21 protein-coding genes are annotated in these 23,991 nt (G+C 64.2%); 11 read left to right on the plus strand and 10 right to left on the minus strand.

Features of this window, described 5'->3' with window-relative positions; all coding sequences use genetic code 11:
* Positions 1-55: 55 nt before the first annotated feature.
* The 3 genes from FHP89_RS13130 to FHP89_RS13140 are packed head-to-tail and all read right to left on the minus strand — an operon-like array spanning position 56 to position 2,683.
* On the minus strand, positions 56-1,084 hold the full coding sequence (locus FHP89_RS13130; protein WP_144177563.1) for a TRAP transporter substrate-binding protein: 1,029 nt from the start codon (positions 1,082-1,084) through the stop codon (positions 56-58).
* Between the two features lie 37 nt (positions 1,085-1,121).
* Positions 1,122-2,138: a fumarylacetoacetate hydrolase family protein gene (locus FHP89_RS13135; RefSeq protein WP_144177565.1), complete on the minus strand. Its 1,017-nt coding sequence runs from the start codon at positions 2,136-2,138 to the stop codon at positions 1,122-1,124.
* Positions 2,135-2,683: a VOC family protein gene (locus FHP89_RS13140; protein WP_144177567.1), complete on the minus strand. Its 549-nt coding sequence runs from the start codon at positions 2,681-2,683 to the stop codon at positions 2,135-2,137. The genes FHP89_RS13135 and FHP89_RS13140 overlap by 4 nt, the downstream gene beginning before the upstream one ends.
* Positions 2,684-2,818: 135 nt before the next feature.
* Here FHP89_RS13140 and FHP89_RS13145 point away from each other — a divergent pair, with 135 nt between their 5' ends.
* Complete coding sequence (locus tag FHP89_RS13145; RefSeq protein ID WP_144177569.1) at positions 2,819-3,727, plus strand: LysR family transcriptional regulator; 909 nt, start codon at positions 2,819-2,821, stop codon at positions 3,725-3,727.
* Between the two features lie 45 nt (positions 3,728-3,772).
* Positions 3,773-4,270, plus strand: coding sequence for a hypothetical protein (locus tag FHP89_RS13150; protein WP_144177571.1), 498 nt, complete (start codon positions 3,773-3,775; stop codon positions 4,268-4,270).
* 502 nt (positions 4,271-4,772) lie between these two features.
* Here FHP89_RS13150 and FHP89_RS13155 read toward each other — a convergent pair.
* The 3 genes from FHP89_RS13155 to FHP89_RS13165 all read right to left on the minus strand — a co-directional run bounded on the left by FHP89_RS13155 (position 4,773) and on the right by FHP89_RS13165 (position 7,842).
* Entirely contained in the window at positions 4,773-4,997 is a 225-nt protein-coding gene (locus FHP89_RS13155; RefSeq protein WP_144177573.1) for a DUF2783 domain-containing protein, read from the minus strand.
* Positions 4,998-5,008: 11 nt separating this feature from the next.
* Complete coding sequence (locus FHP89_RS13160; protein WP_144177654.1) at positions 5,009-6,688, minus strand: FAD-dependent oxidoreductase; 1,680 nt, start codon at positions 6,686-6,688, stop codon at positions 5,009-5,011.
* A gap of 188 nt (positions 6,689-6,876) precedes the next feature.
* On the minus strand, positions 6,877-7,842 hold the full coding sequence (locus tag FHP89_RS13165; protein WP_144177575.1) for an MBL fold metallo-hydrolase: 966 nt from the start codon (positions 7,840-7,842) through the stop codon (positions 6,877-6,879).
* A gap of 204 nt (positions 7,843-8,046) precedes the next feature.
* Between FHP89_RS13165 and FHP89_RS13170 the strand changes: the two genes are divergently transcribed.
* The 3 genes from FHP89_RS13170 to FHP89_RS13180 all read left to right on the plus strand — a co-directional run bounded on the left by FHP89_RS13170 (position 8,047) and on the right by FHP89_RS13180 (position 11,903).
* Positions 8,047-8,838 (plus strand): IclR family transcriptional regulator, encoded by a 792-nt coding sequence (locus FHP89_RS13170; RefSeq protein WP_144177577.1) that lies wholly within the window; start codon positions 8,047-8,049, stop codon positions 8,836-8,838.
* Positions 8,839-9,050: 212 nt separating this feature from the next.
* Positions 9,051-10,007 (plus strand): TAXI family TRAP transporter solute-binding subunit, encoded by a 957-nt coding sequence (locus FHP89_RS13175; protein WP_144177580.1) that lies wholly within the window; start codon positions 9,051-9,053, stop codon positions 10,005-10,007.
* Positions 10,008-10,103: 96 nt separating this feature from the next.
* Complete coding sequence (locus FHP89_RS13180) at positions 10,104-11,903, plus strand: TRAP transporter permease (protein ID WP_222105394.1); 1,800 nt, start codon at positions 10,104-10,106, stop codon at positions 11,901-11,903.
* Between the two features lie 8 nt (positions 11,904-11,911).
* Here FHP89_RS13180 and ald read toward each other — a convergent pair whose 3' ends face one another.
* From ald to FHP89_RS13200, 4 genes are all read right to left on the minus strand, one after another.
* A complete protein-coding gene (ald, locus tag FHP89_RS13185; RefSeq protein WP_144177582.1) occupies positions 11,912-13,015 on the minus strand; it encodes an alanine dehydrogenase in 1,104 nt (367 codons plus the stop codon).
* A 126-nt stretch (positions 13,016-13,141) separates the two neighbouring features.
* A complete protein-coding gene (locus FHP89_RS13190) occupies positions 13,142-16,231 on the minus strand; it encodes an efflux RND transporter permease subunit (protein ID WP_144177584.1) in 3,090 nt (1,029 codons plus the stop codon).
* Complete coding sequence (locus tag FHP89_RS13195) at positions 16,228-17,361, minus strand: efflux RND transporter periplasmic adaptor subunit (protein ID WP_144177586.1); 1,134 nt, start codon at positions 17,359-17,361, stop codon at positions 16,228-16,230. Before FHP89_RS13195 ends, FHP89_RS13190 begins: the two co-directional genes overlap by 4 nt.
* Complete coding sequence (locus FHP89_RS13200) at positions 17,358-18,797, minus strand: efflux transporter outer membrane subunit (RefSeq protein WP_144177588.1); 1,440 nt, start codon at positions 18,795-18,797, stop codon at positions 17,358-17,360. Before FHP89_RS13200 ends, FHP89_RS13195 begins: the two co-directional genes overlap by 4 nt.
* Before the next feature lie 105 nt (positions 18,798-18,902).
* Here FHP89_RS13200 and FHP89_RS13205 point away from each other — a divergent pair, with 105 nt between their 5' ends.
* The 6 genes from FHP89_RS13205 (at position 18,903) to FHP89_RS13230 (ending at position 23,981) form a co-directional block, all read left to right on the plus strand.
* Positions 18,903-20,123: an RtcB family protein gene (locus FHP89_RS13205; RefSeq protein ID WP_144177590.1), complete on the plus strand. Its 1,221-nt coding sequence runs from the start codon at positions 18,903-18,905 to the stop codon at positions 20,121-20,123.
* Positions 20,124-20,156: 33 nt separating this feature from the next.
* The gene (locus tag FHP89_RS13210; RefSeq protein WP_186300293.1) at positions 20,157-21,182 is read left to right on the plus strand and encodes a hypothetical protein; all 1,026 of its coding nucleotides are present in this window, start codon (positions 20,157-20,159) and stop codon (positions 21,180-21,182) included.
* Positions 21,172-21,816: a hypothetical protein gene (locus FHP89_RS13215; protein WP_222105395.1), complete on the plus strand. Its 645-nt coding sequence runs from the start codon at positions 21,172-21,174 to the stop codon at positions 21,814-21,816. Before FHP89_RS13210 ends, FHP89_RS13215 begins: the two co-directional genes overlap by 11 nt.
* Positions 21,817-21,889: 73 nt before the next feature.
* Complete coding sequence (locus FHP89_RS13220; RefSeq protein ID WP_144177591.1) at positions 21,890-22,720, plus strand: nucleotidyltransferase domain-containing protein; 831 nt, start codon at positions 21,890-21,892, stop codon at positions 22,718-22,720.
* The gene (locus FHP89_RS13225) at positions 22,717-23,412 is read left to right on the plus strand and encodes a cold shock domain-containing protein (protein WP_313792184.1); all 696 of its coding nucleotides are present in this window, start codon (positions 22,717-22,719) and stop codon (positions 23,410-23,412) included. Before FHP89_RS13220 ends, FHP89_RS13225 begins: the two co-directional genes overlap by 4 nt.
* Positions 23,413-23,573: 161 nt before the next feature.
* Complete coding sequence (locus FHP89_RS13230; RefSeq protein WP_144177593.1) at positions 23,574-23,981, plus strand: VOC family protein; 408 nt, start codon at positions 23,574-23,576, stop codon at positions 23,979-23,981.
* Positions 23,982-23,991 lie beyond the last annotated feature (10 nt).

A 23,991-nucleotide genomic window follows, 5' to 3' on the forward strand; every position in this document is an offset into this window, starting at 1 on the left:
GGCGCAGTGGCGCTTCGTCCGCCGGGGCCGGCAGCGCCGGCCCCGGTGACACACCTTATTGTGCGTTGGCTTGCTTGATCAGGCTCTTGGCAGTGTCGAGCATGGCCTGGCCCTTGTAGCCCTTGCCATTCATTTCCTTGACCCAGCTCTCGGCCAGCTTGTCGCCCACCTTGCGCCACTTGGTCAGCTCCTCGACCGAGATCTTGGCAAACTCGTTGCCGTGCGCGACGGCCTTTTCGCGGGCCGGCGGGGCCGACACATCCCAGGCCTTGCCGATCGAGGCCGAGAAGTCGGCGCCGGAGTTGGCGTCGATGACCTTCTTCAGATCGTCCGGCAGGCTGTCGTACTTGGCCGGGTTCATCGCCACCACAAACAGCGTGGTGTAGAGCGAGGGCAGCGAGCCTTCGGTCTCGGAGTGGTACTTGGTCATCTCGTGCAGCTTGATCGCCGGGATCACTTCCCAGGGCAGCACATAGCCATCGACCACGCCCTTCGACACGGCCTCGGCCACGGCCGGCATCGGCATGGCCACCGGGGTGGCGCCGAAGGCGGCGATCATCTTGTTGGTCATGCGGGTCGGGGCGCGCATCTTGAGGCCGCGGAAATCCGACATCTTGGTGATCGGGCGCTTGTTGTTGTGCACATAGCCTTCGTCATGCACATGGAAGGCCAGCGGCTTCACGTTGGCGAAGTCTTCCTTGCCGAACTGCTCGTAGTACAGCCACGCAGCGCGGCTGGCCGGCTCGGCGCGGTTGGTCATGAAGGGCAGCTCGAAGGCTTCCATCGACGGAAAGCGGCCGGCGGTGTAGCCGGGCAGGGTCCACACGATGTCGGCCACGCCATCCTGCGCCTGCTGAATCAGTTGCGGCGGCGTGCCGCCGAGCTGCATGGCCGGGTAGATCTGGCACTTCATGCGGCCAGCCGACTCCTGCTCGATCTTGGCGCACCACGGCTCCAGCACTTTTTGCTGGCTCATCGCGGTGGGCGGCCAGAAGTGTGCCACTTTGAGGATGATCGGCTCGTCGGCCAGGGCGGCGGTGCTGCCAAGCAGCGCGATGGCTGCGGTGATCAGGGTCTTTTTCATGTCTCGTCCACCTTTTTTATGTTGGGTTGCTGCGGGGCTACGACGCGCGGGGCGTCACCACGGTGTTGTCGATGCTGCCAAAAATGCTGTGGCCGGCCGCGTCCTTCATCTCGATGCGCACCCGGTCGCCGGGCTGCATGAAGGGGGTCACCGATTTGCCTTGCTCGATGGTTTCGTACATGCGCACCTCGGCCAGGCAGCAATAACCGACGCCGCCGTTGTCGATGCTCGACCCCCACAGGTCGCCCTGCTTGTTGGAGACCGTGCCCGAACCGATGATCGAACCGGCTTCGAGCTCACGCGTCTTGGCCACATGCGCCACCAGCTGACCGAAGTTGAAGGTCATGTCGACGCCCGCATTGGGCTTGCCGAAGGGCTTGCCGTTCAGCTCGACCAGCAGCGGCAAATGCAGCTTGGCGCCCTGCCAGGCCGCGCCCAGCTCGTCGGGCGTGACCGCCACCGGGCTGAAGCTTGATGCGGGCTTGGACTGGAAGAAACCGAAGCCCTTGGCCAGTTCGTTGGGGATCAGGTTGCGCAGCGACACATCATTGACCAGCATCACCAGGCGAATCGCCTCGGCCGCTTGCTCGGGCGTTGCGCCCATGGGCACATCGCCGGTCACCACGGTCACTTCGGCCTCGAAATCGATACCCCAGGCCGGATCGGCCACCACGGTGTCGCGCGGGCCGACGAAGCTGTCGGATCCACCCTGATACATCAGCGGATCGGTGTAGAAGGACGCGGGCAACTCCGCCCCGCGCGCCTTGCGCACCAGCTCCACATGGTTGATGTAGGCCGAGCCGTCGGCCCACTGATAAGCGCGCGGCAGCGGCGAGTGGCAGGCGGCCGCATCAAAGGGCTCGGCGTGGCGGGCCGCGCCATTGTTGAGCGCCTCGTACACCGCGGCCAGCTGCGGCGCGGTGTCGGCCCAGTTGTCCAGCGCTTGCTGCAGCGTGGTAGCCACTTCCGGTACGCGCTGGCAACGGGTGAGGTCACGATTGACCACCACCAGCGTGCCGTCGCGTCCGCCCGCTTTCAGGGTTGCGAGTTTCACTTGAACATCTCCACATAACTGCCGTCGTGCATCCACGCGGCGTGTTTGGGCGCCTTCTTGGTCTTGGCCCACTCCTCGAGCATGTCCCACTTCACGGCGTCGAGCGCTTCGAGCATACCCGGACGCAGCGTGTTGGCGGCCAGCTCCAGACGGTGACCATTCGGGTCATAGAAGTAGATCGACTTGAACAGCGCATGGTCGGTCGGCCCCACCACCTCGATGCCGGCGGCCTCGAGCCGCGCCTTGGCAGCCATCATGGTATCTACCGAATCGACCTCCATCGCCAGATGCTGGGTCCAGTTGGGGGTGTTTTCGTCGCGGCCCATCGGCGAGCAGGTCGGCAGCTCGAAGAAGGCCAGCACGTTGCCCATGCCCGCATCCATGAAGATGTGCATATAGGGATCGGGGGCGCCAGTGGAAGGTACGGCGTCCTCGGCGATCGACAGCACCAGCTTCATGTCGAGGTGCTTTTCGTACCAGCGCGCCGTCTCCAGCGCGTCAATGCAACGGTATGCCACGTGATGGATTTTCTGGACCAAGCTCATTCTGCTGTCTCCTTTATGCGGACCTGACCGGTCTCTGCGCGTTTCGGGCCGATGCCACTGGCCGATGTGTCCATTACAGCCCAGAACGATCTATCATACAAACAGCTTTTTCAGATCAATTTATCGGATGAACTAATGAATATCACCCTGCGCCAGCTCCGCGCCTTTGTCGCCGTCTCGCGCACCGGCAGCTTCACCCTCGCCGCCGAGAGCCTGTTCATCACGCAATCCGCGCTGTCCGGCCTGATCAAGGAACTCGAAAGCTCGCTTGGCCTGCGCCTGATCGACCGCAGCACCCGCCGCATCCAGCTCTCCGACACCGGCCGCGAGCTCTACCCGCTGGTCGAGAAGATCCTCAACGACCTCGACAACGTCATCGACGAAGCCACCAAACTCAAAGCCCTCAAGAAAGGCACCGTGCGCGTCGCCGCCCCGCAGCTGATGGCCTGCACCCTGCTGCCCGAAGTCATCGCCGCCTACAGCGCCGAACACCCCGACATCCGCATCCGGCTGGTCGACTGCGCCGTCGAGAGCGTGGTCTCGCGCGTCTTCTCCGGCGAGGTCGACTTCGGCGTCGGCCCCGAACGCGACCCCAACTCCGACATCGACGCCACCACCCTGTTCGAGCTGCCCTTTGTCGCCGTCTTCCCCCCCGATCACGCCCTCGCCAAACAGAAAACCGTCGGCTGGACCGACCTCGAAGCTTGGCCCCTCATCGCCCTGCAAGGCCAGTTCACCGAACGCCTGTCGGTCGACCTGCACACCGCCATGCGCGAAAAATCCCTCGACCCCAACACCACCGTCGCCTTCATGTCCACCGCCCTCAGCATGGTCAGCTCAGGCCTCGGCATCACCGTCTGCATCCCCTACGCCGCCTCCCTCGTGCGGCTGTACGGACTGGAAATGCGCCCGCTGGTCGACCCGGTGGTCACGCGGCGCTTCTACACCTTCAGCCGCAATGGCCGATCACTCACGCCGGCGTCGCAGAGTTTTCGGGATTTTCTGTTTCGGTATATCGGGGAGCATGAGGGGTATGCACGGTAGAAACTGCCATTGGCATAACGCAGCCCGATCGGCATACTCACAAGCATGGAACGAACCACTTTTATCGCAATCGTCATACTCGCGTTTGCGCTCATACCGATCGCACTCATCGTTTTCGTCGTCGGCGCCACGCGACACAGCGAATCAGTCGCCCGCGGAGAGCGCAAATCACCGCTACTGGTCTGGTTGAGCTCACTAGTGATGCTGCCGCTAGCCGCGTTTGCCCTCATCACTGGGCATGGCCTTCTTGCAGTCAACGCTGCGGTGCTAAACGGACTTTTTGTCGCACTGCTGATGCGACAGGCCTACCAGTCCAGTTCAGACCCAAGGCATCTGGTGTTTTGGGAGCGCGCAACCGCAGTCATGCTGGGGATCGTCTTGCTCGGTGGCATCTGGAAAGCCGTGCAGAGCGCCGTTTCGGGCGAGCCCCTGTTCAGCCAGACCACGTTAAATACACTCGCACTCATCGGAATTGTCTGGATGTACCGCCGCGGCCGCGACGCAATCACCAACAGCGCGCGACAGCCCGGCAGAGTTCAATAGCGTGAATCGTGAGGCACGATGGTGGGCGGCAAGCCGCCCACCCTACGGAGTGACGCTTTTCCGAGCTGGCGATGGCGAAGCCGAGCCCGCACGCCGCACCCCTTCTGTACCGCCGAACGAAGCCCGTGACTGGCGGGAATTGTCGTGTCGCCTGTTTGAGCCCGCAGGGCGAGTTTGCGACACGACCCGCCGGGCGCGGGCGTAGTGAGGGAACCGGCGAAGCCGGCGGTACAGCGGGGGCGCTTCTTTGCGTCCTTTCTTGTCGCTACAAGAAAGGATGTCGCCCGCCGGGGCGAGACCCGGCCAACGGAAGATTGCAGCCGCGCAGCCCTCCGCCACGAGCAGATCGGCGACACGGAGCCCGCATGAAGGCGCATCCGCCAACGGTGCCGCTTCGGGGCGGTGTTCGGCGGATGCGCTGCGCTTATCTGCCCTACGCCACCGGTGAACGAAAAACGGCGAGCCGCAGCCCGCCGTTTTTCTCTTCGCGACAACGCTCGCCTCAAACCCCTTCGCGTGCCTTGTCCATCGCCTCGCGCAGCACGCTGATGTCGCCAATATGGTTCGACAACAGCAGAATCAGCCGCGCGTTGACCATGGCCGACTGTTCGTCGGTGAGGTCGCGGTGCATGTCGATCAGGGCTTCGTAGAAGTCGTCGCCGGGGCTGAAGGTCTGAAAGTAGCGCTTGCCCGGCTCGGCGAAATTGCTGGTGGTGATCAGGGACATGGTCGGTCTCCTCAGGCGTTGCAGGTGGCCACGGCCACGGCTTTCTTGACGGCGGCGGCGTTGAAGGCGCGCCAGCGGGCGGCGACATGCTGGTCTGGGCGGGCCAGATAGCAGGTGCCGGACTGGGCGTCGTAGCGTTCGGCAATGCGGCCGCGGGTGTCGATGACGGTTTTGAGGCCGGCCGGGGCGATGCCGGTCTTGGCAACGACAATGACCTGCACCGGCACGGTGTTGTTGGCCAGGTCAGCCAGCGCGGCGGCATCGGCCACCTGGCTGGCGTCATCGGCAAACACCAGCAGCTGGAAGCGGTTGCCGAGCACCTGCAGCAGCCACGGCTCGCCGCTGTCGGTTTCGATGGGCGCGTCGTCCATCGGCGCGCCCGGCACCATCTTGCCGGCGAACGTGTCGGTGTCTGCGGTGTTGAGCCGCGATTCGGTGAGGTAGGCAGGCACCGACAGTCGGCCGGAGTTCACCAGCGCACGGGCAAACGGGTAGTGCTCGGCGAGGCCCAGCACGGCATTGCGGAAGGTTTTGCTGGTGGTGCTCTTGGGGGTGATGAAGTCGGTGGAGCGGGTCGAGTTCATCAGATTTTCGTCGGCGGCGAACACGCGCTCTTCGGAATAGGTATCGAGCAGCGTGGGCGGCGCTTTGCCGTCCATCACCAGCTTGAGTTTCCAGGCCAGGTTGTCGGTGTCCTGGATACCGGAGTTGGCGCCACGCGCACCGAAGGGCGAGACCTGATGCGCGGCATCACCGACAAACAGCACGCGGCCGTGGCGGAAGCTGTTCATGCGGCGGCACTGGAAGGTGTAGACGCTGACCCACTCAAGCTCGAATTCGCGGTCCTCAGTTCCGTTTGCTGCGAGCATCGCCTTGATGCGCGGGACGACGTTCTCGGGCTTTTTCTCTTCCGCCGGATCGGCATTCCAGCCGAGCTGGAAGTCGATGCGGAACACGTTATCCGACTGGCGATGCAGCAGCACCGACTGGTTGCGGTGGAAGGGCGGATCGAACCAGAACCAGCGCTCGGTCGGGAAGTCGGCCTTCATCACCACGTCGGCAATCAGAAAGCGATCCATGAAGATCTTGCCGTCGATGTCCAGCCCCAGCATGGTGCGGATGCTAGAGCGGGCGCCGTCGCCGACCACCAGCCAGTCGGCCTCGATGTTGTAGACGCCATCGGGCGTCTCGACACGCAGGCCGGTGGTGTCTTCGCCGGGGTTCACCGCGATCACGGTGCTCTTCCAGCGCAGATCCACGCCGACTTCGACGGCGCGCTTCACCAGATACTCCTCCAGATAGTACTGCTGGAGGTTGATCATGCCCGGGCGATGATGATCCGGCTCGGGGCAGAGGTTGAAGTTGAACACTTCTTCTTCGCGGAAGAAGGTGCGGCCGACGTTCCACGACACGCCCTTGTTCACCATCTCGTCGCCACAGCCGAGGCGGTCGAGCACCTCCAGCGCGCGCTTGGCGTAGCACACCCCGCGCGAGCCGATCGACACGGTGTCGTCGTTGTCCAGCACCACCACTTTCTGGCCCTGAATCGCCAGATCGATCGCCGCCGACAAGCCCACCGGGCCCGCCCCGACCACCACCACCGGGTAACGCGCCGGTGCGCCATTCTCGCCAGCGGCCAGTTCAGCCGGCTTGCGGTATTCGTACTTTGGATACTGATAGGTACTCAGCACGTCGCGTCCTCCTTTGGACATTTTTGGGATCTCGCCCGGTCTGTTTGTTGTGCGCCGGGTTGGGGATCTGGCGGCCCCTTCGGGCCGCCTGGGGTTGTTCTTACAGCAACTGGTGCACTCGATGCGCTGTAGGGTCGGCTTCAGCCGACCATGGCGGGTTGAAACCCGCCCTACGCCCGCATCGCCAATCAGTCGGCCTGCAGCGCGTGCCACATTTCCTGGTCGCGCTCGGCGGTCCAGATGCGGGGATGCTTGATGCCGTTCGCCTCGTCCACCGCGCGGGTCACGTCAAAGGGCAGGCAGTGCTCATAGATGAACACCTGACCGAACTTCGGATCCATGTTCTTGCGCACCAGCGCCATCGCGGCTTTCAGGTCGAGGCCCTGCGCGGCAGCTTCTTTGGCCGAGCTGTACAGCGTGGTGACGAAGTCGCGAGTGTAGGCCAGACCTTCGGCCACTTTCTGCGGCGAGGTCAGCGCGGGGCCGCGGCCCGGCACGATGGCCTGCGGATTCAGCGCCGAGATCGCGTCCAGCGTGGCGGGCCACTCTTCGAGTTGCGCGTCGCCGGTGTAGCAGGCCGCATCGCACTCGACCAGATCACCCGAAAACAGCACCTGCTCGCTCGGCACCCACACCACCGTGTCGCCCTTGGTGTGGCCGGGGCCGAGGTGCATCACCTTCACTTCGAGGCCGCCCATGTACAGCGTCATCTCGTCCTTGAACACCATGGTCGGCCAGGTCAGGCCGGGCACGGAGTCAAAGTTCTGGAACAGGCGCGGGAAGCGCTCGTACTCGCTCTTCATGTCCTGCTCGCCGCGCTCGACGATCATTTCATACGTGCCCTGGCTGGCGATGATCTGCTCCATGCCCTCGGCCTTGTAGCCCGAGGCGCCCAGCACGCGCACCGCGTGGTAGTGCGACAGCACCACATACTTGATCGGCGCGGCGCTGACCTTGCGGATCTCGGCGATCAGGCTCTGCGCCATCAGCGGCGTGGCCAGGGTGTCGCAGATCAGCACGGCTTCGTCGGTGATGATCACGCCGGTATTGGGATCGCCCTCGGCGGTGTAGGCCCAGCAATGAGCGGAGAGCTGCTCGAAGGTGGTTTTTTTCACTTCCAGGTCGGCCTGGGAGGCAAAGACTTTGGTGTTCATTGGGGGCTCCGTGATCTTGGGGTGGGGCTGGGTCGCTCTCGAACGGATGCAGGCATCCCGGCAACCGCGACACCCTCATGCTAGTTTTTGATTTGTTAATCGTCAATCGTTTTGTTAATGGATAATTCGTCGCGCACGACGAACGGCGAGAAAGCCACAGGAAAACTGCTAACATCTGCCCAAAAAACCGAAAGGCAGCCATCCATGGAACGTGATCGCCGGGGCATCCAGTCAATTGAAGTCGGCGGCACGCTATTGCAGGCGCTGGTGCGCCACGGCACCCCCATGATGCTGCGCGACCTGGCCCGCGACGCCGGCATGCCGCCGGCCAAGGCCCATCCCTATCTGGTGAGCTTCGGCAAGCTCGGGCTGATCGAGCAGGACCCGGTCACCGGCCGCTACGGCCTCGGCCCCTTCGCCCTGCAGGTCGGCCTGTCCGCCCTGCAGGGGCTCGAGCCGCTGCGCGCCGCCACCCCGGCCGTCGCCCAGCTGGCCGACGACCTGCAGCTGAACATCGCCATCGCCGTGTGGGGCAATCGCGGCCCGACGGTCGTGCGCATTGAAGAATGCAGCCGCCCCATCCACGTCAACATGCGCCCCGGCACCGTCATGACCCCGCTCATGGCCTCGGCCACCGGCCGCCTGTTCGCCGCCTTTCTGCCCGAGCGCATCACCCGCCCGCTGGTCGAAAGCGAGCTGGCCCAGCTCGGCGGTGGCGAGCAGCCCGCCCTGCGCCAGTCGCGCCGCCATGTGGACGACACCCTCGCCGAAATCCGCCAGCACGGCCTCGCCCGCGCACTCGGCAACCCCATCCCCGGCATCAACGCCTTCTCGGCCCCGGTCTTCGACAGCGGCAACCACCTCACCCTGGCACTCACCGCCATGGGCCCGGCCAGCAGCTTCGACCCTGCCTGGGACGGCCCCATCGCCACCCGACTGATGGCCAGCGCCCGCGAGATCTCGCAGCGGCTGGGGCAGTCGCGCCCACAGACCTGATACTTTCGGCTTAGTCCACCTCGAGCATTTGCAGCAGATACAACCCGATAACAATAAATTCGGCTCCCACTGCGGCGCTTTGTGCGATAGTACTTTCGCCGCATTCGGGAAGCATCCCGACGCACAGCATCCAGAACAAGAACCAATAAATTCCGTCAGGCAAAAACCTGGCCGGTTTCCCGCTCGGGAAACGCGATTCGATGGAGAAAACTATGAAGCTTGGACGTATGGCAACCTTCGGCGCAGCGCTCACGCTGGCGCTGAGCTCCACCCTCGCAGCGGCAGAAACCCGCGTCACCCTCAAGGCGGCGAAGGCCGGCACCTCGTATTACCAGATGGCCGTGCAGATCGGTGAGTCCGTCAAAAAGGCCAGCGCCAGCGCCATCATCGTCACCGTGGAAGAGAGTCAGGGTTCGGTCCAGAACGTGATGGAATCCGCCGGTCGCGACGCCAACTACATGTTCACCTCGCCCCCGGCGCTGGTCGAAAAGGCCGTCGCGGGCGAGAAGCCCTTCGAGCCGGCCGATGAAGCCTTCAAGAAGATCCGCGCGATGTTCCCGATCCCCTCGCTGACCATGCACTACGTGGTGCGCGCCGATGCGGGCATCAACAGCTTTGCTGATCTGGCCGGCAAGCGCTTCGTGACCGGCAAGGGCTCGTTCGGCGCCACCGAGGCGGTGAAGAACTTCAAGCTCTTCGGCATTGAAGACAAGGTCGAGGTGATCGACATCGAGCTCTCTGGGGCCGGCGCGGCGATGAAAAACCGTCAGGTCGAGGGCTTTGCCACGGCCGGCTCGTGGCCCGCGCCCAACGTCGTTGAAGCGGCCGCCAGCTCGCCGGTCACCTTGCTGTCGATGACCGATGAGCAGGTCAAGGCCACCGGCCGCACCCGGCTGGTGATTCCGAAAGGCACCTATCCGGGCGTGGAGTCCGACGTGGTCACCACCTCGCTGCCGGTCATCGCCTACGCGCTGACCGACATGGACGAGGCGACCGCTTATCAGCTCACCCGCAGTTATTGGGAGGGCCTGGCCGAGATGGCCAAGTCCAACCCGTGGTGGAAGAGCATCGACGCCTCGCTGCTCGACAACATCAGTGTCAAGCTGCATCCGGGCGCGCTCAAGTACTATGCCGAAGCCGGCATCGCGGTGCCGGATCGGCTGAAGTAATCGGCCAGCCAACCCTGCGCGGCGTCTTCGGACGCCGCGTTGCTTTTGCCCACAACCAGACCTGCGACCACGCGGGCAATGTGCCACGATCCCCTCATGACCGACACCCCCGCCCCCGCCAATCCCCTCTTTTCGCTGCACACCCTCATGGTGGCGCTCGCCATCACCTCGGTGGGCTATCACCTGTGGCTGGTCATGGCGGGGCTGATTCCCCACCTCATCAGCCGCCCGCTGCACATCATTGCCACCATTCCCTTCGTGTTCATTTTCACCGCCCACCGCGCCACCGGTTGGCGCCGCGCAGTCGACGTGCTGCTGTGCGCACTGGGGCTGGCCGCCTGTATCTACGTGCTGATGCAGCATGACATGCTCGACAACCAGTACGGCCGGCTGCGCAGCACCACGCAATTCGTGGTCGCCTGGGGGCTGATCCTGCTGGCGCTCGAGATGGCCCGCCGGCAAGTGAAATGGGCCATGCCCATCACCGCCGGGCTGGCGCTGCTCTACGGCCTGTTTGGCCAGCACCTGCCCGGCGAGCTCGGCCACGCCGGCATTCCGCTGGCGAGCTTTCTGGGCACGCTCACCATCACCGAGGGCGGCCTGTGGGGCAGCCTGACCGGCGTCTCGGCCGAGGTGGTGGCGGTGTTCGTGATTCTCGGTGCCATCGTCAGCGCGGGCGAAGGCGGGCAAGGCTTCATGGCCGCGTCGGTGGCCGTGGCCGGGCGGTTGCGCGCGGGTGCGGCAAAGGTGTCGGTGCTGTCCTCGGCGCTGTTCGGGTCGATCTCCGGCTCGGCCTCCGCCAATGTGGCCTCCACCGGCGCCATCACCCTGCCCACCATGAAGCGCCTCGGCTATCCGCCGGCGCTGGCGGCGGCGGTAGAAGCGGTGGCCTCGTCGGGCGGGCAGATCATGCCGCCAGTAATGGGCGCCGGCGCCTTCATCATGGTCGAGCTGCTGCGCACCACCTACAACGAGGTGCTGATGGCCGCGCTGCTGCCGGCGGTGCTGTTCTTCTGGGGCGTGTGGGCCGGCTGCGATCTGTACGGGCGGCGCTACGGGCTGGAGCCGATGCGCGGCGAAGACATCCCGCCCTTTGCCAAGGTGGCGCGGCTGGTGCTGTTTTTTGTGATTCCGTTCGGGCTGTTGCTCGGCATCCTGTTCCTGTCGGGCAATACACCGCAATACGCCGGTGCCGCTGCGGCCGGCGCGGCGGCCGCGCTGCTGCTGTTCGACGAGCGCCTGCGCCCCTCGCTGTCGCGCTGGCGCACCCGGCTGATCGACGCGGCGGTCAGCGCCGCCCGCCAGATCGCCACCATCGCCGCCATCATCTTTTGCGCCGGGCTGATCATCGGCGTGCTCAACATCACCGGCCTGGGCGTCAAGATCACCTCGCTGATTCTCGGTTTGTCCGGCGGCAACCTGTGGGGCGCGCTACTGCTCACCGGTCTGGCCTGCCTGATTTTGGGCATGGAAGTGCCGACCACCGCCGCCTACGTGATCTGCGTGGCGGTGGCCGGCCCGGCGCTGATCGAGATCGGCGTCGAGCCGCTGCACGCCCACCTGTTCATCTTCTGGTTCGCGCTGCTGTCGACCATCACTCCGCCGGTGTGCGGCGCAGTGTTCATCGCCGCCGGCATGGCGGGCGCGCCATGGCTGAAAGTGGCTGTTCATGCGATGAGCCTGGGCATCGGCCTGTACATCGTGCCGCTGGCCTTCATCGCCAACCCCGCACTCACAGCGCTGGGCAGCACGCCGTGGTTGGCGCTGGCGGCGTGCGTGAAGATCGGCCTCGGGGTCTGGATGATCAGCCGCGGGCTGATTCACCGCGAAGCACTGCCGCTGCGCGGCGGGTGGATCGTGGCCGGCATTGTGGTGATCTTCTCCTTCGGCATCTGAACGCGCTCTCAGCGCAAGGCGTCGGCCAGCACCGCCAGCGGCTTGCCTTGCGCCTCGGCCACGCTCGGCTCGTACAGCCCGCCGGCGTGCACATTCAGCCCCATGGCCAGGCCCGGATCGGCCTCCAGCGCGGCGATCCAGCCCTGATCGGCGAGCTTTTGCGCGTAGGGCAAGACCGCGGCGGTGAGCGCCTGGGTCGAGGTGCGCGACACCGCCCCGGGCATGTTCGCCACGCAGTAGTGCACCACGCCATCGACGAGATAGGTCGGGTCTTCATGCGTGGTGGCCTGGCTGGTCTCGAAACAGCCGCCCTGATCAATGGCCACATCCACCAGCACGCAGCCCGGGCGTAGCGTGGCGAGGTCCTCACGCTTGATCAGATGCGGGGCCTTGGCGCCGTGCACCAGCACCGCGCCGATGATCATGTCGCTCTCGCGAATCAGCGAATGCAGCATGCCGGCGTGGGCGGTTTTCAGGCGGCCGCCAAACTGCGCGTCGAGCGCCTTGAGCCGGTTCAGATCGCGGTCGAGAAGCGTCACGTCCGCGCCCATGCCCAGCGCCACCTTGGCCGCATGCGTGCCGACCACGCCGCCGCCGAGCACCAGCACATCGGCTGGCGCCACGCCGGGCACGCCGCCGAGCAATACACCACGCCCGCCGCGCCAGGCATGCAAGGCACTGGCACCCACCTGCGGCGCGAGGCAACCCGCGACCTCGCTCATCGGCGCCAGCAGCGGCAGCCGACCCTCGGCGTCTTCCACGGTTTCAAAGGCGATGGCGGTGCAGCCGCTGGCCAGCAGGCCGTCGGTCTGCGGCAGGTCGGGCGCGAGGTGCAAATAGCAAAATAGCGTCTGACCAGGTTTCAGCCGGGCGATCTCGACCGGCTGGGGCTCCTTGACCTTGATCACCAGCGCGGACTGCCACACGGCGTCCACGGCCGCGATCTGCGCACCCGCGCGCTGGTACTCGGCATCGACATAGCCACTGCCCACCCCCGCGCCGGTCTCGACGAGCACCTGGTGCCCGGTCCGAACCAGCTGGGCCACCGCCTGCGGCGTCAGCCCGACCCGGTTCTCCTGCGTCTTGATCTCTTTGGGAATACCGATCTGCATGACGATCTCCTGTGTTGAGGCAGGTCATGACTTGAGTCTAGACAGCCTCTGGCAGGAGATTTACCGCAATTTCTGCCCCGCTTGTCTTCTCAGGCAGGGAGATTCCCTCGTGCACCGCCGCATCGTTCAAGCTGCCTCGCTGGCCGGACCGTGATTGGCCCGATGCAGACGCCCGGCGACCCGCTTGAGCCACTCCAGCAGATCATCCACATAGGTGAACACCACCGGAATCACCAGCAGGCTGAGCAGCGTCGAGGTGATCAGGCCGCCAATCACGGCGATCGCCATCGGCGAGCGGAAGCTCGGCTCGGCGCCCAGGCCCAGCGCGATGGGCAGCATGCCGGCGCCCATGGCGAGAGTGGTCATCAGGATCGGCTGGGCGCGTTTGTGGCAGGCGTCGATCAGTGCTTCGAAGCGGCCCATGCCATGCTCGCGCCGCGCCATCACCGCGTACTCCACCAGCAGGATCGAGTTCTTGGTGACAATGCCCATCAGCATCAGCAGGCCGATCACCGAGGGCATCGAGAAGCTGCTGTTGGTAATCAGCAAGGCCAGGAAGGCGCCGCCCACCGACAGCGGCAGCGCGGCGATGATGGTGGCCGGTTGCAGAAAGTCGTGAAACAGCAGCACCAGCACCACATAGATGCACAGCACGCCGATGAGCATGGCCGCACCGAAGCTGCCGAACAGCTCCTTCATGCGCTCGGCGTCGCCCGAGGCCGGTCGGCTGATGCCTGCCGGCAAGCTCTTGATGGCGGGTAGCTGGTCGACCAAAGCCACCGCTTCGCCCAGTTGCAGGCTGCCGAGTTCGACATCGATGCTCACATTGCGCTGGCGGTCGTAGCGGTCGATCTGTGCCGGGCCGCTGCCCATGCGCAGCTCGGCCACGCTCTCCAGCGGCACCTCGCCGCTATTGGCCGCCACGCGCAGCTGGCGCACGGCGTCGAGGTCGTGGCGCACCGATTCATCGAGCCGCACACGGATCGGAATCTGCCGCTGCGGCAGGTTGAGCTTGGGCAGATTGGCGTCGTAATCGCCGGCCGTGGCCACGCGGATCGCGCTGGCCATGGCGGTGGCGGTCACGCCGAGATCGGCCGCGCGGGCGAAATCGGGCGTCACATGGATTTCTGGCCGTTGCAGGCTGGCGCCGGAGGTCACGTTGCCGATGCCCGACAGCGTGCGCAGGTCGCGCGTCACGGCCTGGCTGGCCAGACGCAGCGCCTCGGCGTCTTCGCCGGCGAGCACCACTTTCAGGTTCTCGCCGGTGTTACCGGCGCCCACCGATACCCGCGCGCCGGGCAGCACGGCCATGCGCTGGCGGATATCGGCTTCGACCACGCTTTGCTTGGCACGGTCATGACGCGACACCAGATTCACCGTCAGCGTCGCCTTGCGCACATCGCTGGTGCTGCTGGCGCCAAACGGCCCGCTGCCGCCGCTGGTGCCGCTGCCGATGGCGCTGAACACGCGTGTCACTTCCGGCATCTCGATCAGCAAGCGGCGGGCCTGCTCGGCCACCGCGTAGGTGTCGCTCAGCGGGCTGCCGGGCTGCATTTCGATGCTGACCTTGGTCTGCGCGCGATCCGCCGCCGGCACGAAGCCGGTCGGCAAGAGCGGCACCAGCATCAGCGAGCCGGCAAAGAACAGCAGCGCCGCGAAGGCGGTGGTCTTGCGATGATTGAGGCACCAGTCGGCCCAGCCGAGGTAGCGCGTCATCAAGCGACTGTCGGCGGGCGCGCTGTCGTGCGCCTTGAGAAAATAGGCCGCCATCATTGGCGTGAGCAGGCGCGCGACCAGCAAGGAGGCGACCACGGCCACCGCCGCGGTGATGCCGAACTGCTTGAAGAACTTGCCCGGCACGCCGCCCATGAAGGCGGTCGGCAGGAACACCGCCACCAAGGTAAAGGTGGTGGCGATCACCGCCAGCCCGATCTCGTCGGCCGCTTCGGTGGCGGCCTGGATGGGCGTTTTGCCCATGCGCAGGTGGCGCACGATGTTCTCGATCTCGACGATTGCGTCGTCCACCAGAATGCCCACCACCAGCGCGAGCGCCAGCAAGGTCAGCGTGTTGAGGCTGAAGCCGAGGTATTGCATGACCAGAAAAGTGGGGATGATCGACAGCGGCAGCGCGGCCGCCGACACCAGCGTGGCGCGCCAGTCGCGCAGGAACCACCACACCACCAGCACCGCCAGCAGCGCGCCTTCGTACAACAACTCCATCGAGCCTTCGAAGTTGTCTTCGACCGGCTCGACCGTGTTGAACGCCTCTTCGATCACCACCTGCGACGACTTTGCCTGCAAGACCGTGACCGCCGCGCGCACCGCGTCGGCCACCGCCACTTCGCTGGCGCCCTTGATGCGCGTGACTTCAAAACTCACCGCCGGCTGGCCGTCGAGCAGCGTGATGCTGCTGCGCTCGGCGATGCCGTCACGCACCGTGGCCACTTCGTCGATGCGCACCCGCCGACCACCGGCCAGCGGGATCTCCAGCGCCGCGATGTCCGCCACCGTGCCGACGGCGCCCAGCGTACGCACCGATTGAATCGTGCCGCCGATGTCGCCACGCCCGCCCGAGGCGTCGACCTGCACCTGCCGCAAACGGCCGGAGACATCGGCCGAGGTCACGCCCAGCGCGGCCATGCGGTCGGGCAACAGGTCGACCTGCACTTCGCGGTCCACGCCGCCCACCCGCGCCACCTTGCCCACGCCCTTCACCGCCAGCAAGGCTTTGGACACATCGTTATCGACAAACCACGACAGCGCCTCTTCGTCCAGGCGATCGGAGCGCACCGCGTAGGTCAGGATCGCGCTGCCCGAGGTGGTGACTTTCGACACCACGGGGTTGCGCATGTCGGCCGGCAGATCGGCGCGCACGGTGTCGACCGCGTTGCGCACTTCATTCAGCGCGACTTCGGTGTCCTTCTCCAACTCAAACTGAATGCTGATCTTGGCCGAACCATCGGTCAGCGTGGTGGTGATGTGATCGATGCCGCCCAGCGTGGCGACCTGGTCCTCGATCTTGCGTGCCACCTCGGTTTCGAGCTGGCTGGGCGCCACGCCTTCGTATGTGGCCGACACGGTGATGGTCGGCAGTTCGATGTCGGGAAAATTCTGGATGCCCAGCGCGCGGAAGGCGCCCAGGCCGAGCACGGTGAGCAGCGCAAACAGCAGCAGCGCCGGCACCGGGTTGCGAATAGACCATGCCGAGACGTTCATCGCGCGGCCTCCGGGGTGGCTTCCGGCGCGGCTTCCGAAGCTGCCTCAACGCGTACCAGATCGCCATCGTTCAAGAAGGCACCGCCGCTGGCGACAATGCGTGCGTCGTCGGCCAGCGCGGTCAGCACTTCCACCTGCGCGCCGCGTCGGCGGCCGGTGTCCACCCGGTGCTGCGTCACGCCGCCCTCGGCGCTCACCTCAAACACATAGCTGTGGCCGTCGCGCAAAATCACCGCCGCAGCCGGCAACACCGTCGCCCGCGCCTCGCCGGTCAGGATCTCGCCGCTGGCAAACATGCCGGCCCGCGCCGCACTGCCGGCGGGCAGGTCGACATACACCAGCGCCTTGCGGCTGTCGGCGTTCAAAGTCGGCGCGATCATGCGCACCGTGCCCGTCACCGTGCTGCCATCGGCCAGCCGCAGCTGGGCGCCCTGCCCCGGTGCCACCGCCGCCAGTTGCTCGGCCGACAGCTCGGCCCGCCACTCCAGCCGGCCCTGGCGCACCATGCCGAACAGCTCCGTGCCCGATTGCACCACGCTGCCCAGCGTCGCGCTGCGGCGGCTGATGATGCCGTCGTCGGGCGCGGTAATGCGCGTCTGGCCGAGGCGGATCTGCTCGCTCTTGAGCGCCGCCTGGGTCGCCGCCAGATTGGCCTTGGCGCTTTGCTCGGCCACCAGATACTGCTGCACCTGCTGCGCCGACAGCGCACCGCTGCCGCTCACCTTGCGGGCGCGGTCGGCGTTGCCTTTGGCTTCGGCCAGCGCCGCGCGCGCCTGATCCACCAGGGCACGCTGCTGCGCTTCGCTGGCCAGCACGCTGTCACGCGACAACGCCACCAGCGTCTGCCCGCGTTTGACCACGTCGCCCACATCGGCCGCCACCTTGACGATGCGCAGCCCGCCGGTCTCGGCGGCGATCACCGCCTCCTGCCACGGCGCCACGCTGCCGCTGGCGCTGATCTGCCGCGACCAGCCGACCTGCGACACGCCAGTCACGCTGACCGCCATGGCCGCACGGGCAGCCGGTTTGGCCACGGCCGCCTCGGCCGGCTGACGGGTGAGTTGGTAGGCGCCGCCGAGCACCAGCACGGCAGCAATGGCAAAAGCGGTGAGTTGATGGGCGCGTTTCATGAGCGGTCTCCAGCGGGCGCGGTCCAGCCCCCGCCTACGGCTTTGTAAAGAGAAATCCAGTCCAGCACGCGGTCGCGCCGGAGGGTGATGAGTTTGCGTTGGGCGGTGGTCGCACTGCGCCGCGCTTCTTCGAGCGAGAGCAGGCTCACGCCGCCGGCCAGCCAGTGGGTTTCGGTGGCGGCCACAAAGCGTGTGTAGCCTTCCACCGCCGTGCGGGCATCGGCCTCGCGGCGCTGGGCGCTGTCGAGCGTGACCATGGCTTGCTCCACTTCGCGCACCGCGGTGCGCACCGCCGAGGTGTAGGCCGCCTGCTGTTGGGCCAGGCGCGCTTCGGCGGCTTTCACTTCCGCCGCGCGGGCGCCGCCATTGAAGATCGGCAAGGACAGCGCCGGGCCGATCGACCACGGCAGCGTCTCGGTGCTGGCGCCGCCGGTCAGCACGCTGGTGAGCGAAATGCTGCCCGACAGGCTCAGACGCGGGTAACGGTTGGCCTCGGCCACGCCGATATCGGCGCTCGCCGCGGCCAGCTCCTGCTCGGCGGCCGCCAGGTCGGGGCGCTGGCTGAGCACTTGCAGCGGCACCGCGTCCACCGCAAACGCCGCCGGCACCGGCAAGGCGTTGCCGCGCCCGTCCAGGCGTTCGCGCAGCGTGACTTCGGGCAGGCCGACCAGCGCCACCAGGGCTTTGATGTTCACCTCGCACTGGGCGCGCTGGTCTTCCAGGTCGGCGCGCGCATCGGCCAGACTGGCGCGGGCCAGCTCGCCGTCGGCCGGCGCGGTAAAGCCGGCGTCCATCGCCACCCCAGTCATGCGATCGGTTTCGGTGCGCGACACCACATCGTCGGCTCGCGCGGTCTGCAACTGGCGGCAGGCGCGGTAATTCACATAGCTGCTGGCCACCTCGGCAGCCAGCGACACACGCGCCTCGTGCCACTCAAACTCGCGCGCCGCCAGCCGCGCCTCGGCGGCCTCGGTGCTGCGCTGCACGCGGCCAAACAGATCAATCTCCCACGCCGAGTCCACCGCCACCGCGCCCGTCGTGCGCGCCGCCACCGGCGTGTCCCGCTCGGTGCCGCTGCGGGTCACGCTGGCGCCGCCATCAACCGCGGGCAGGCGATTGGCTTCGCTCACGGTGAGCCCAGCGCGGGCCTCGGCAATGCGGCCGGCGGCCGCGGCCAAGGTGGGGCTGGCGGCGTCGGCATCGGCAATCAGCCCGGTCAGCACCGGGTCATTAAACTGCGCCCACCAATCCACCAGCGCGGCCGGCGTGCCCTCGTGCGGCTGCGCCGCCTGCCAGGCCACGGGCGCGGCCACGACGGGGCGCTGAAAATCCGGCCCCACGGTGGCGCAGCCGACCAGAGTCAGCGCGCCGAGCAGCACGCCGGCGCGTTGAATCCAGCGCCGGTGCTGCGAGCCAGGGGGAAGCAATCGAGACATGACACACCGCCAAACATTATCGAGCGCTGATACTGCCTGACGTGCACGTAAATTCCAGTTTGGTGCGTGTAAAGTCGGGTAAAACCACGCCTGCGCAGCCCGACCATGACCGATCACGACACCCTCACCCCGCCCGGCGCCGCCCCCATCAAACTGTGGACCCACGGCGTGCCCGTCGAGCCCGAAGCCCGCGAGCAGCTCATCAACACCGCGCGCCTGCCCTTCATCTACAAGCACCTCGCGGTGATGCCCGACGTGCATCTGGGCAAGGGCTCGACCATCGGCAGCGTCATCCCCACCCTCGGCGCCATCATCCCCGCCGCGGTCGGTGTCGACATCGGCTGCGGCATGATGGCCGTGCGCACCACGCTCACCGCCGCCGACCTGCCCGACAATCTGCACGCGCTGCGCAGCGCCATCGAAAAAGCGGTGCCCCACGGCCGCGACATGCGCCGCGGCAAGCGCGACCACGGCAGCTGGTCCAAACCGCCCGCCGCCGTCGACGCCGCCTGGCGGCAGCTACTGCCCGGCTTCCGCCGCCTCGTCGAGAAGGCCCCCCGGTTGGAAAAGACCAACAACCACGCCCACCTCGGCACGCTCGGCACCGGCAACCACTTCATCGAAGTCTGCCTCGACGAGGCCGGCAGCGTGTGGTTCATGCTCCACTCCGGGTCGCGCGGCGTCGGCAACGCCATCGGCCGCCACTACATCGAACTCGCCCAGGCCGACATGCGCCAACACCTCGCCAACCTGCCCCACCGCGACCTCGCCTACTTCACCGAAGGCGCCCAACACTTCGACGACTACGTCGACGCCGTCGGCTGGGCGCAAGACTTCGCCCGCAAGAACCGCGAAGTGATGATGGCCCACGTGGTCGCCGCCGCCCGCGACGTCATCGCCAAACCGTTCGAGGCCGACGTAGAAGCCGTCAACTGCCACCACAACTACGTGCAACGCGAGACCCACTTCGGCCATGACGTGCTGGTGACCCGCAAAGGCGCCGTCTCCGCCCACAAAGGCCAGCTCGGCATTATTCCCGGCTCCATGGGCGCACGCAGCTACATCGTGCGCGGCAAAGGCAACCCGGAAAGCTTCTGCTCCTGCAGCCACGGGGCAGGCCGCACCATGAGCCGCAACGCCGCCAAAAAGCGCTTCACCATCGAAGACCAGATCAAGGCCACCGAAGGCGTGGAATGCAGAAAGGATCTTGAGGTGATTGACGAAATCCCCATGGCGTATAAGGATATCGACGCCGTCATGGCTGCGCAGGACGCGCTGGTGGCGGTGGTGCACACGCTGAAGCAGGTGGTTTGTGTGAAGGGGTGAAACAGTCTTCGCACAATTTTCTCGGAGATAGTTGTGGCTTTTACAAAAAAACTCGAGTTTTACAACTTCACATTGAAGTTTGGAGATGAAAAAGTACTACTGGACTTATTTTACGAAATAGTAATGCCTTCGTTTCATGAAATGAAGTACGTTAGAAAAATAAGGGAAAAAGGCGAATATTTTTTCTTAGACACCAAGTTGGTCGTAGTAGACCGGACACCTCCAATTCCTGTATTGGGAGTAGCGGGAAGGATAGTAAAAAATACTACCCTTAAGCGAGATCAGATATTTCGCAGTGGTGGCGGGCTCATTGAAAATAAAGGAGAGCTTGAAACCGCACCGAGCTCAACCTTCTTGTTAATACTAAATAATCACAGGCTTGTTTATTGCAAGGAGGTTGCTGGAGCTCCTACGATTAGTAATTTTCAAAGTACAAGTCAGAAGTTTATGAAACTCCGGCATGCTGAGTTTGTAAACGAACGCTACGAAGAGGCAAAGCTTGAACGAGTTTTGATTCCCGAGTCTGAGCGAGTTTCAAAGCGGGCGATTCTTGAGGAGTTTCCGTACCCAAAGCTGAGGGTTACTCCACTGTCGGACAAAGAGTCTCTAAAAGATTTCATAGCTAGACTGAAGCACATTGACAGCCTTGCAATAACGTTGCTTCCGACCAATGACGAAGAAATCGATAACGACGACTTTTGGACTGATTTAGGTCGTCGCCGTCGAGAAATGAACAGCAAGAATGCTAAGGTGAATTTTTCAAATTCAAGCGAAGGGCTGGACGGAGAGAAGGTATATGAGCAAGCCAAGGCGGCGTCAAATCTTGCTAATTCTGAAGTTCGATTAAAAGGCCACGATATCCTGGGCGATACGTTAAAAGGTACGAACGAGGATTTCAGTCTGACGGTTGAGCTGCAGGAACTACCGAGAGATACCGTTCTCGCGGCTGATGTCAAATATAAGCAATTCGATAGCTTGGTAAAAAAAGGAATTATTGTTATTCCTAAGCTAGTTGATGGAGTTGCAAAAAAGATAATGGCGATACTTGATGGTTTATAATATGCGGTATCGATTCAAAGAGTCCGATCTGACAAGTGAGAAGTCGCTTTGGGATGTCTACGTACTTTCTAGAAAAATTTTGCCAAATAGGTTTCAGGTGATATTTGTCATTTGCAGCATGTCACTCTTGGCAATAAATGCATTCGCACTAAATCCAAATAAAGCATATCTGCTTCATAGTGTTCGCAGATGGGCGGATTTTGGCTTCAATTTTTCAGTTACGACTTTGGGTTTTTTGATAGCCGGATTTACCATATTTGCAACGATATCGAAACCAACAATGATGCTTGCAATGATGGATCATGTGCACAAGGCATCGGGGCTTCCAACGCTAAAATATAATTTTTTCGCATTTATTGGCGTTTTTATTTCTTATCTATTTTTCTCCGCGGTGTATTTAATGATCATTTTGCTTGGTGAGCCTGGGGGAGTGTTCGCCTCGCTAGCATACAGGCTTCCCGCAAGCGAGTGCGTCGTAGATGCAGCAGCGAAAGTAGGCTATGTGATTGTCGGCGGAAGTCTGATTAGCCTCCTCCTATCACTAAAATCTTTTGTGTTTAATACATACGCAACAGTAATGAACTTTCTTAGATGGGAGTATCACGAAATGCACAATAATGATCAGAACTCGTAGGGCGCTTTAACCAAAACGGAATGCACCGTATGTGCTCACGATTTGCCCTGAAAGCCGGCCCAACAACCCACCCATGACTCCCCTCACCTCCGTCCTCTCCGACCACCCCATCGACTTCGCGGTACGCATCCGCGTCCTCGAAGCCCTCGACGCCATCGAACGCGAGCACGACGTGCGCGTGTTGTTCGCGTGCGAGTCGGGCAGTCGCGGCTGGGGGTTTGCGTCGCCGGATAGCGATTACGACGTGCGCTTTGTGTATGTGCCCCGGTTGCCCTGGTACCTCACCGTCGAAGCGGGGCGCGATGTGATCGAGCTGCCGATCAGCGACGAACTGGACGTGAGCGGTTGGGAGTTGCGCAAGGCCTTGGGACTGCTGCACAAGTCGAACCCCACCTTGCTCGAATGGCTCGACTCGCCGGTGATCTATCGCGAGCACGCCGCGCACCGGCAGGCCTTGCAGGCGCTGGCGACCGACTTCTTCCACCCGGTGCGCGGGCGCTACCACTACCTGTCGATGGCGAAGAAGAACTTCCGCGGCTACCTGCAAGGCGAGACGGTGCGCCTCAAGAAATACCTCTACGTGTTGCGCCCCCTGTTGGCGGTGCACTGGGTGGACGCCGGCCTCGGCCGCCCGCCCATGCGCTTCGCCGATCTGGTGGCCGGCACCGTGAACGACCCGGCGCTGCTCGACGAAATCAACGCACTGCTCAAGGTGAAGATGGCCGCCGACGAGGCAAAGGAAGGCCCACGCTTCGCGCGGATTCACGATTTCATCACGCAAGAACTGAACGCGGCGGAGAGCGTGCCGGCGGCGGCGGGGCGGCCCGACGGAGAGATCTCGGGGTTAGACGCATTCCTTTTCAAGTTGGTGACGGAAGACTGGACATCGTCGGTACAACGATGACGAAAATGGTCGATACGATGCCCTGCCCCAGCGAGCACAGCATGCGTAGGGCGGATAAGCGCAGCGTCATCCGCCAAGAACCTCATCCGGCAGAAGACGCTTCGCTTATCCGCTCTACCCCCCACCCAACGGACAAATCCTTCCCCATGCGCACCGAAGGCAAGCTGACCAAATGGAATGACGACCGCGGCTTCGGGTTTATTACCCCGAACCAAGGCGGGCCGGACGTCTTTATCCATATTTCGGAGTTCCCGCGCGATGGCGATCGGCCGAGCATCGGCGAGCGGATGAGCTTCGAGACGGACTTCAGCAAGGACGGCAAACCCCGCGCCGTCAATGTCCGCTGCCCGGATCGCGCGCCCGTGCGTCGGGCGTCGCGCAAAGACGCACGAGAGCCTGGGCGACCGGGCTTGTTCGGGAAGTTGGTCCCGCTGATGCTGGTGATTGCCATCGGCGCGTATGGCTACAAGGCCTTTAGCCGTTACGACGGCTCGTTTTCGGCGGCGCCGGAACCTATCGCCACAACGGATACACCCGCCGCGCCGGCAAGATTCCATTGCGACGGTCGAACGCACTGCTCGCAGATGACGTCTTGCGAAGAGGCGACCTTCTTTTTGCGCAATTGCCCGAACGTGAAGATGGATGGCAACCACGATGGCGTGCCGTGCGAAATGCAATGGTGCGGCCGATAACCGAGCGCATTCCGCTTCGCCGCAACTGCGCGACGGACGTGGCGCACCGCTCGAAACAGTCAGAAACATGCCCCGCCGTGTCGAAATCGTGGCGCACCGGTCGACCAGAAGACGGCAGCCCATGATGCTGCCGCTTGTTCAACCCCTCAGGAGCATGAACCATGGCCCGAATGATCTTCGTAAATCTGCCCGTCACCGACCTTGCCGCGGCGATGAGCTTCTACACGGCACTCGGCTTCAAGAACAACCCGCAATTCACTGATGAGACCGCCGCCTGCATGGTGTGGAGTGAGACGATCAACGTCATGCTGCTCACGCATGAGAAATGGCGCACGTTCACCCAGCGCCCGATTCCGCCGGCGAGCTCAAGCGAGGTGATGCTCGCGATCTCCTGCGACAGTCGGGAGGCGGTGGACGCCATGAACGCAGCGGCGGCGGCCAACGGCGGTACGGCAGACGTCAATCCGAAGCAGGATCTCGGCTTCATGTACAACCGCAATCTGGCGGACCCGGACGGTCACGTGTGGGAGGCGATGTGGATGGATATGAGCGCGATGGCGGCGGACTAAGCGAGGGCAG

The organism is Denitromonas ohlonensis (assembly GCF_007625205.1).
GTDB classification, from domain to species: domain Bacteria; phylum Pseudomonadota; class Gammaproteobacteria; order Burkholderiales; family Rhodocyclaceae; genus Nitrogeniibacter; species Nitrogeniibacter ohlonensis.

What these genes read in the sequence shown, in the direction of transcription:
- FHP89_RS13130 (WP_144177563.1), bottom strand. Translation starts at nt 1,084, where the DNA reads ATGAAAAAGACCCTGATCACCGCAGCCATCGCGCTGCTTGGCAGCACC.
- FHP89_RS13140 (WP_144177567.1), bottom strand. Translation starts at nt 2,683, where the DNA reads ATGAGCTTGGTCCAGAAAATCCATCACGTGGCATACCGTTGCATTGAC.
- FHP89_RS13145 (WP_144177569.1), top strand. Translation starts at nt 2,819, where the DNA reads ATGAATATCACCCTGCGCCAGCTCCGCGCCTTTGTCGCCGTCTCGCGC.
- FHP89_RS13150 (WP_144177571.1), top strand. Translation starts at nt 3,773, where the DNA reads ATGGAACGAACCACTTTTATCGCAATCGTCATACTCGCGTTTGCGCTC.
- FHP89_RS13155 (WP_144177573.1), bottom strand. Translation starts at nt 4,997, where the DNA reads ATGTCCCTGATCACCACCAGCAATTTCGCCGAGCCGGGCAAGCGCTAC.
- FHP89_RS13165 (WP_144177575.1), bottom strand. Translation starts at nt 7,842, where the DNA reads ATGAACACCAAAGTCTTTGCCTCCCAGGCCGACCTGGAAGTGAAAAAA.
- FHP89_RS13170 (WP_144177577.1), top strand. Translation starts at nt 8,047, where the DNA reads ATGGAACGTGATCGCCGGGGCATCCAGTCAATTGAAGTCGGCGGCACG.
- FHP89_RS13175 (WP_144177580.1), top strand. Translation starts at nt 9,051, where the DNA reads ATGAAGCTTGGACGTATGGCAACCTTCGGCGCAGCGCTCACGCTGGCG.
- FHP89_RS13180 (WP_222105394.1), top strand. Translation starts at nt 10,104, where the DNA reads ATGACCGACACCCCCGCCCCCGCCAATCCCCTCTTTTCGCTGCACACC.
- ald (WP_144177582.1), bottom strand. Translation starts at nt 13,015, where the DNA reads ATGCAGATCGGTATTCCCAAAGAGATCAAGACGCAGGAGAACCGGGTC.
- FHP89_RS13190 (WP_144177584.1), bottom strand. Translation starts at nt 16,231, where the DNA reads ATGAACGTCTCGGCATGGTCTATTCGCAACCCGGTGCCGGCGCTGCTG.
- FHP89_RS13195 (WP_144177586.1), bottom strand. Translation starts at nt 17,361, where the DNA reads ATGAAACGCGCCCATCAACTCACCGCTTTTGCCATTGCTGCCGTGCTG.
- FHP89_RS13200 (WP_144177588.1), bottom strand. Translation starts at nt 18,797, where the DNA reads ATGTCTCGATTGCTTCCCCCTGGCTCGCAGCACCGGCGCTGGATTCAA.
- FHP89_RS13205 (WP_144177590.1), top strand. Translation starts at nt 18,903, where the DNA reads ATGACCGATCACGACACCCTCACCCCGCCCGGCGCCGCCCCCATCAAA.
- FHP89_RS13215 (WP_222105395.1), top strand. Translation starts at nt 21,172, where the DNA reads ATGGTTTATAATATGCGGTATCGATTCAAAGAGTCCGATCTGACAAGT.
- FHP89_RS13220 (WP_144177591.1), top strand. Translation starts at nt 21,890, where the DNA reads ATGACTCCCCTCACCTCCGTCCTCTCCGACCACCCCATCGACTTCGCG.
- FHP89_RS13225 (WP_313792184.1), top strand. Translation starts at nt 22,717, where the DNA reads ATGACGAAAATGGTCGATACGATGCCCTGCCCCAGCGAGCACAGCATG.
- FHP89_RS13230 (WP_144177593.1), top strand. Translation starts at nt 23,574, where the DNA reads ATGGCCCGAATGATCTTCGTAAATCTGCCCGTCACCGACCTTGCCGCG.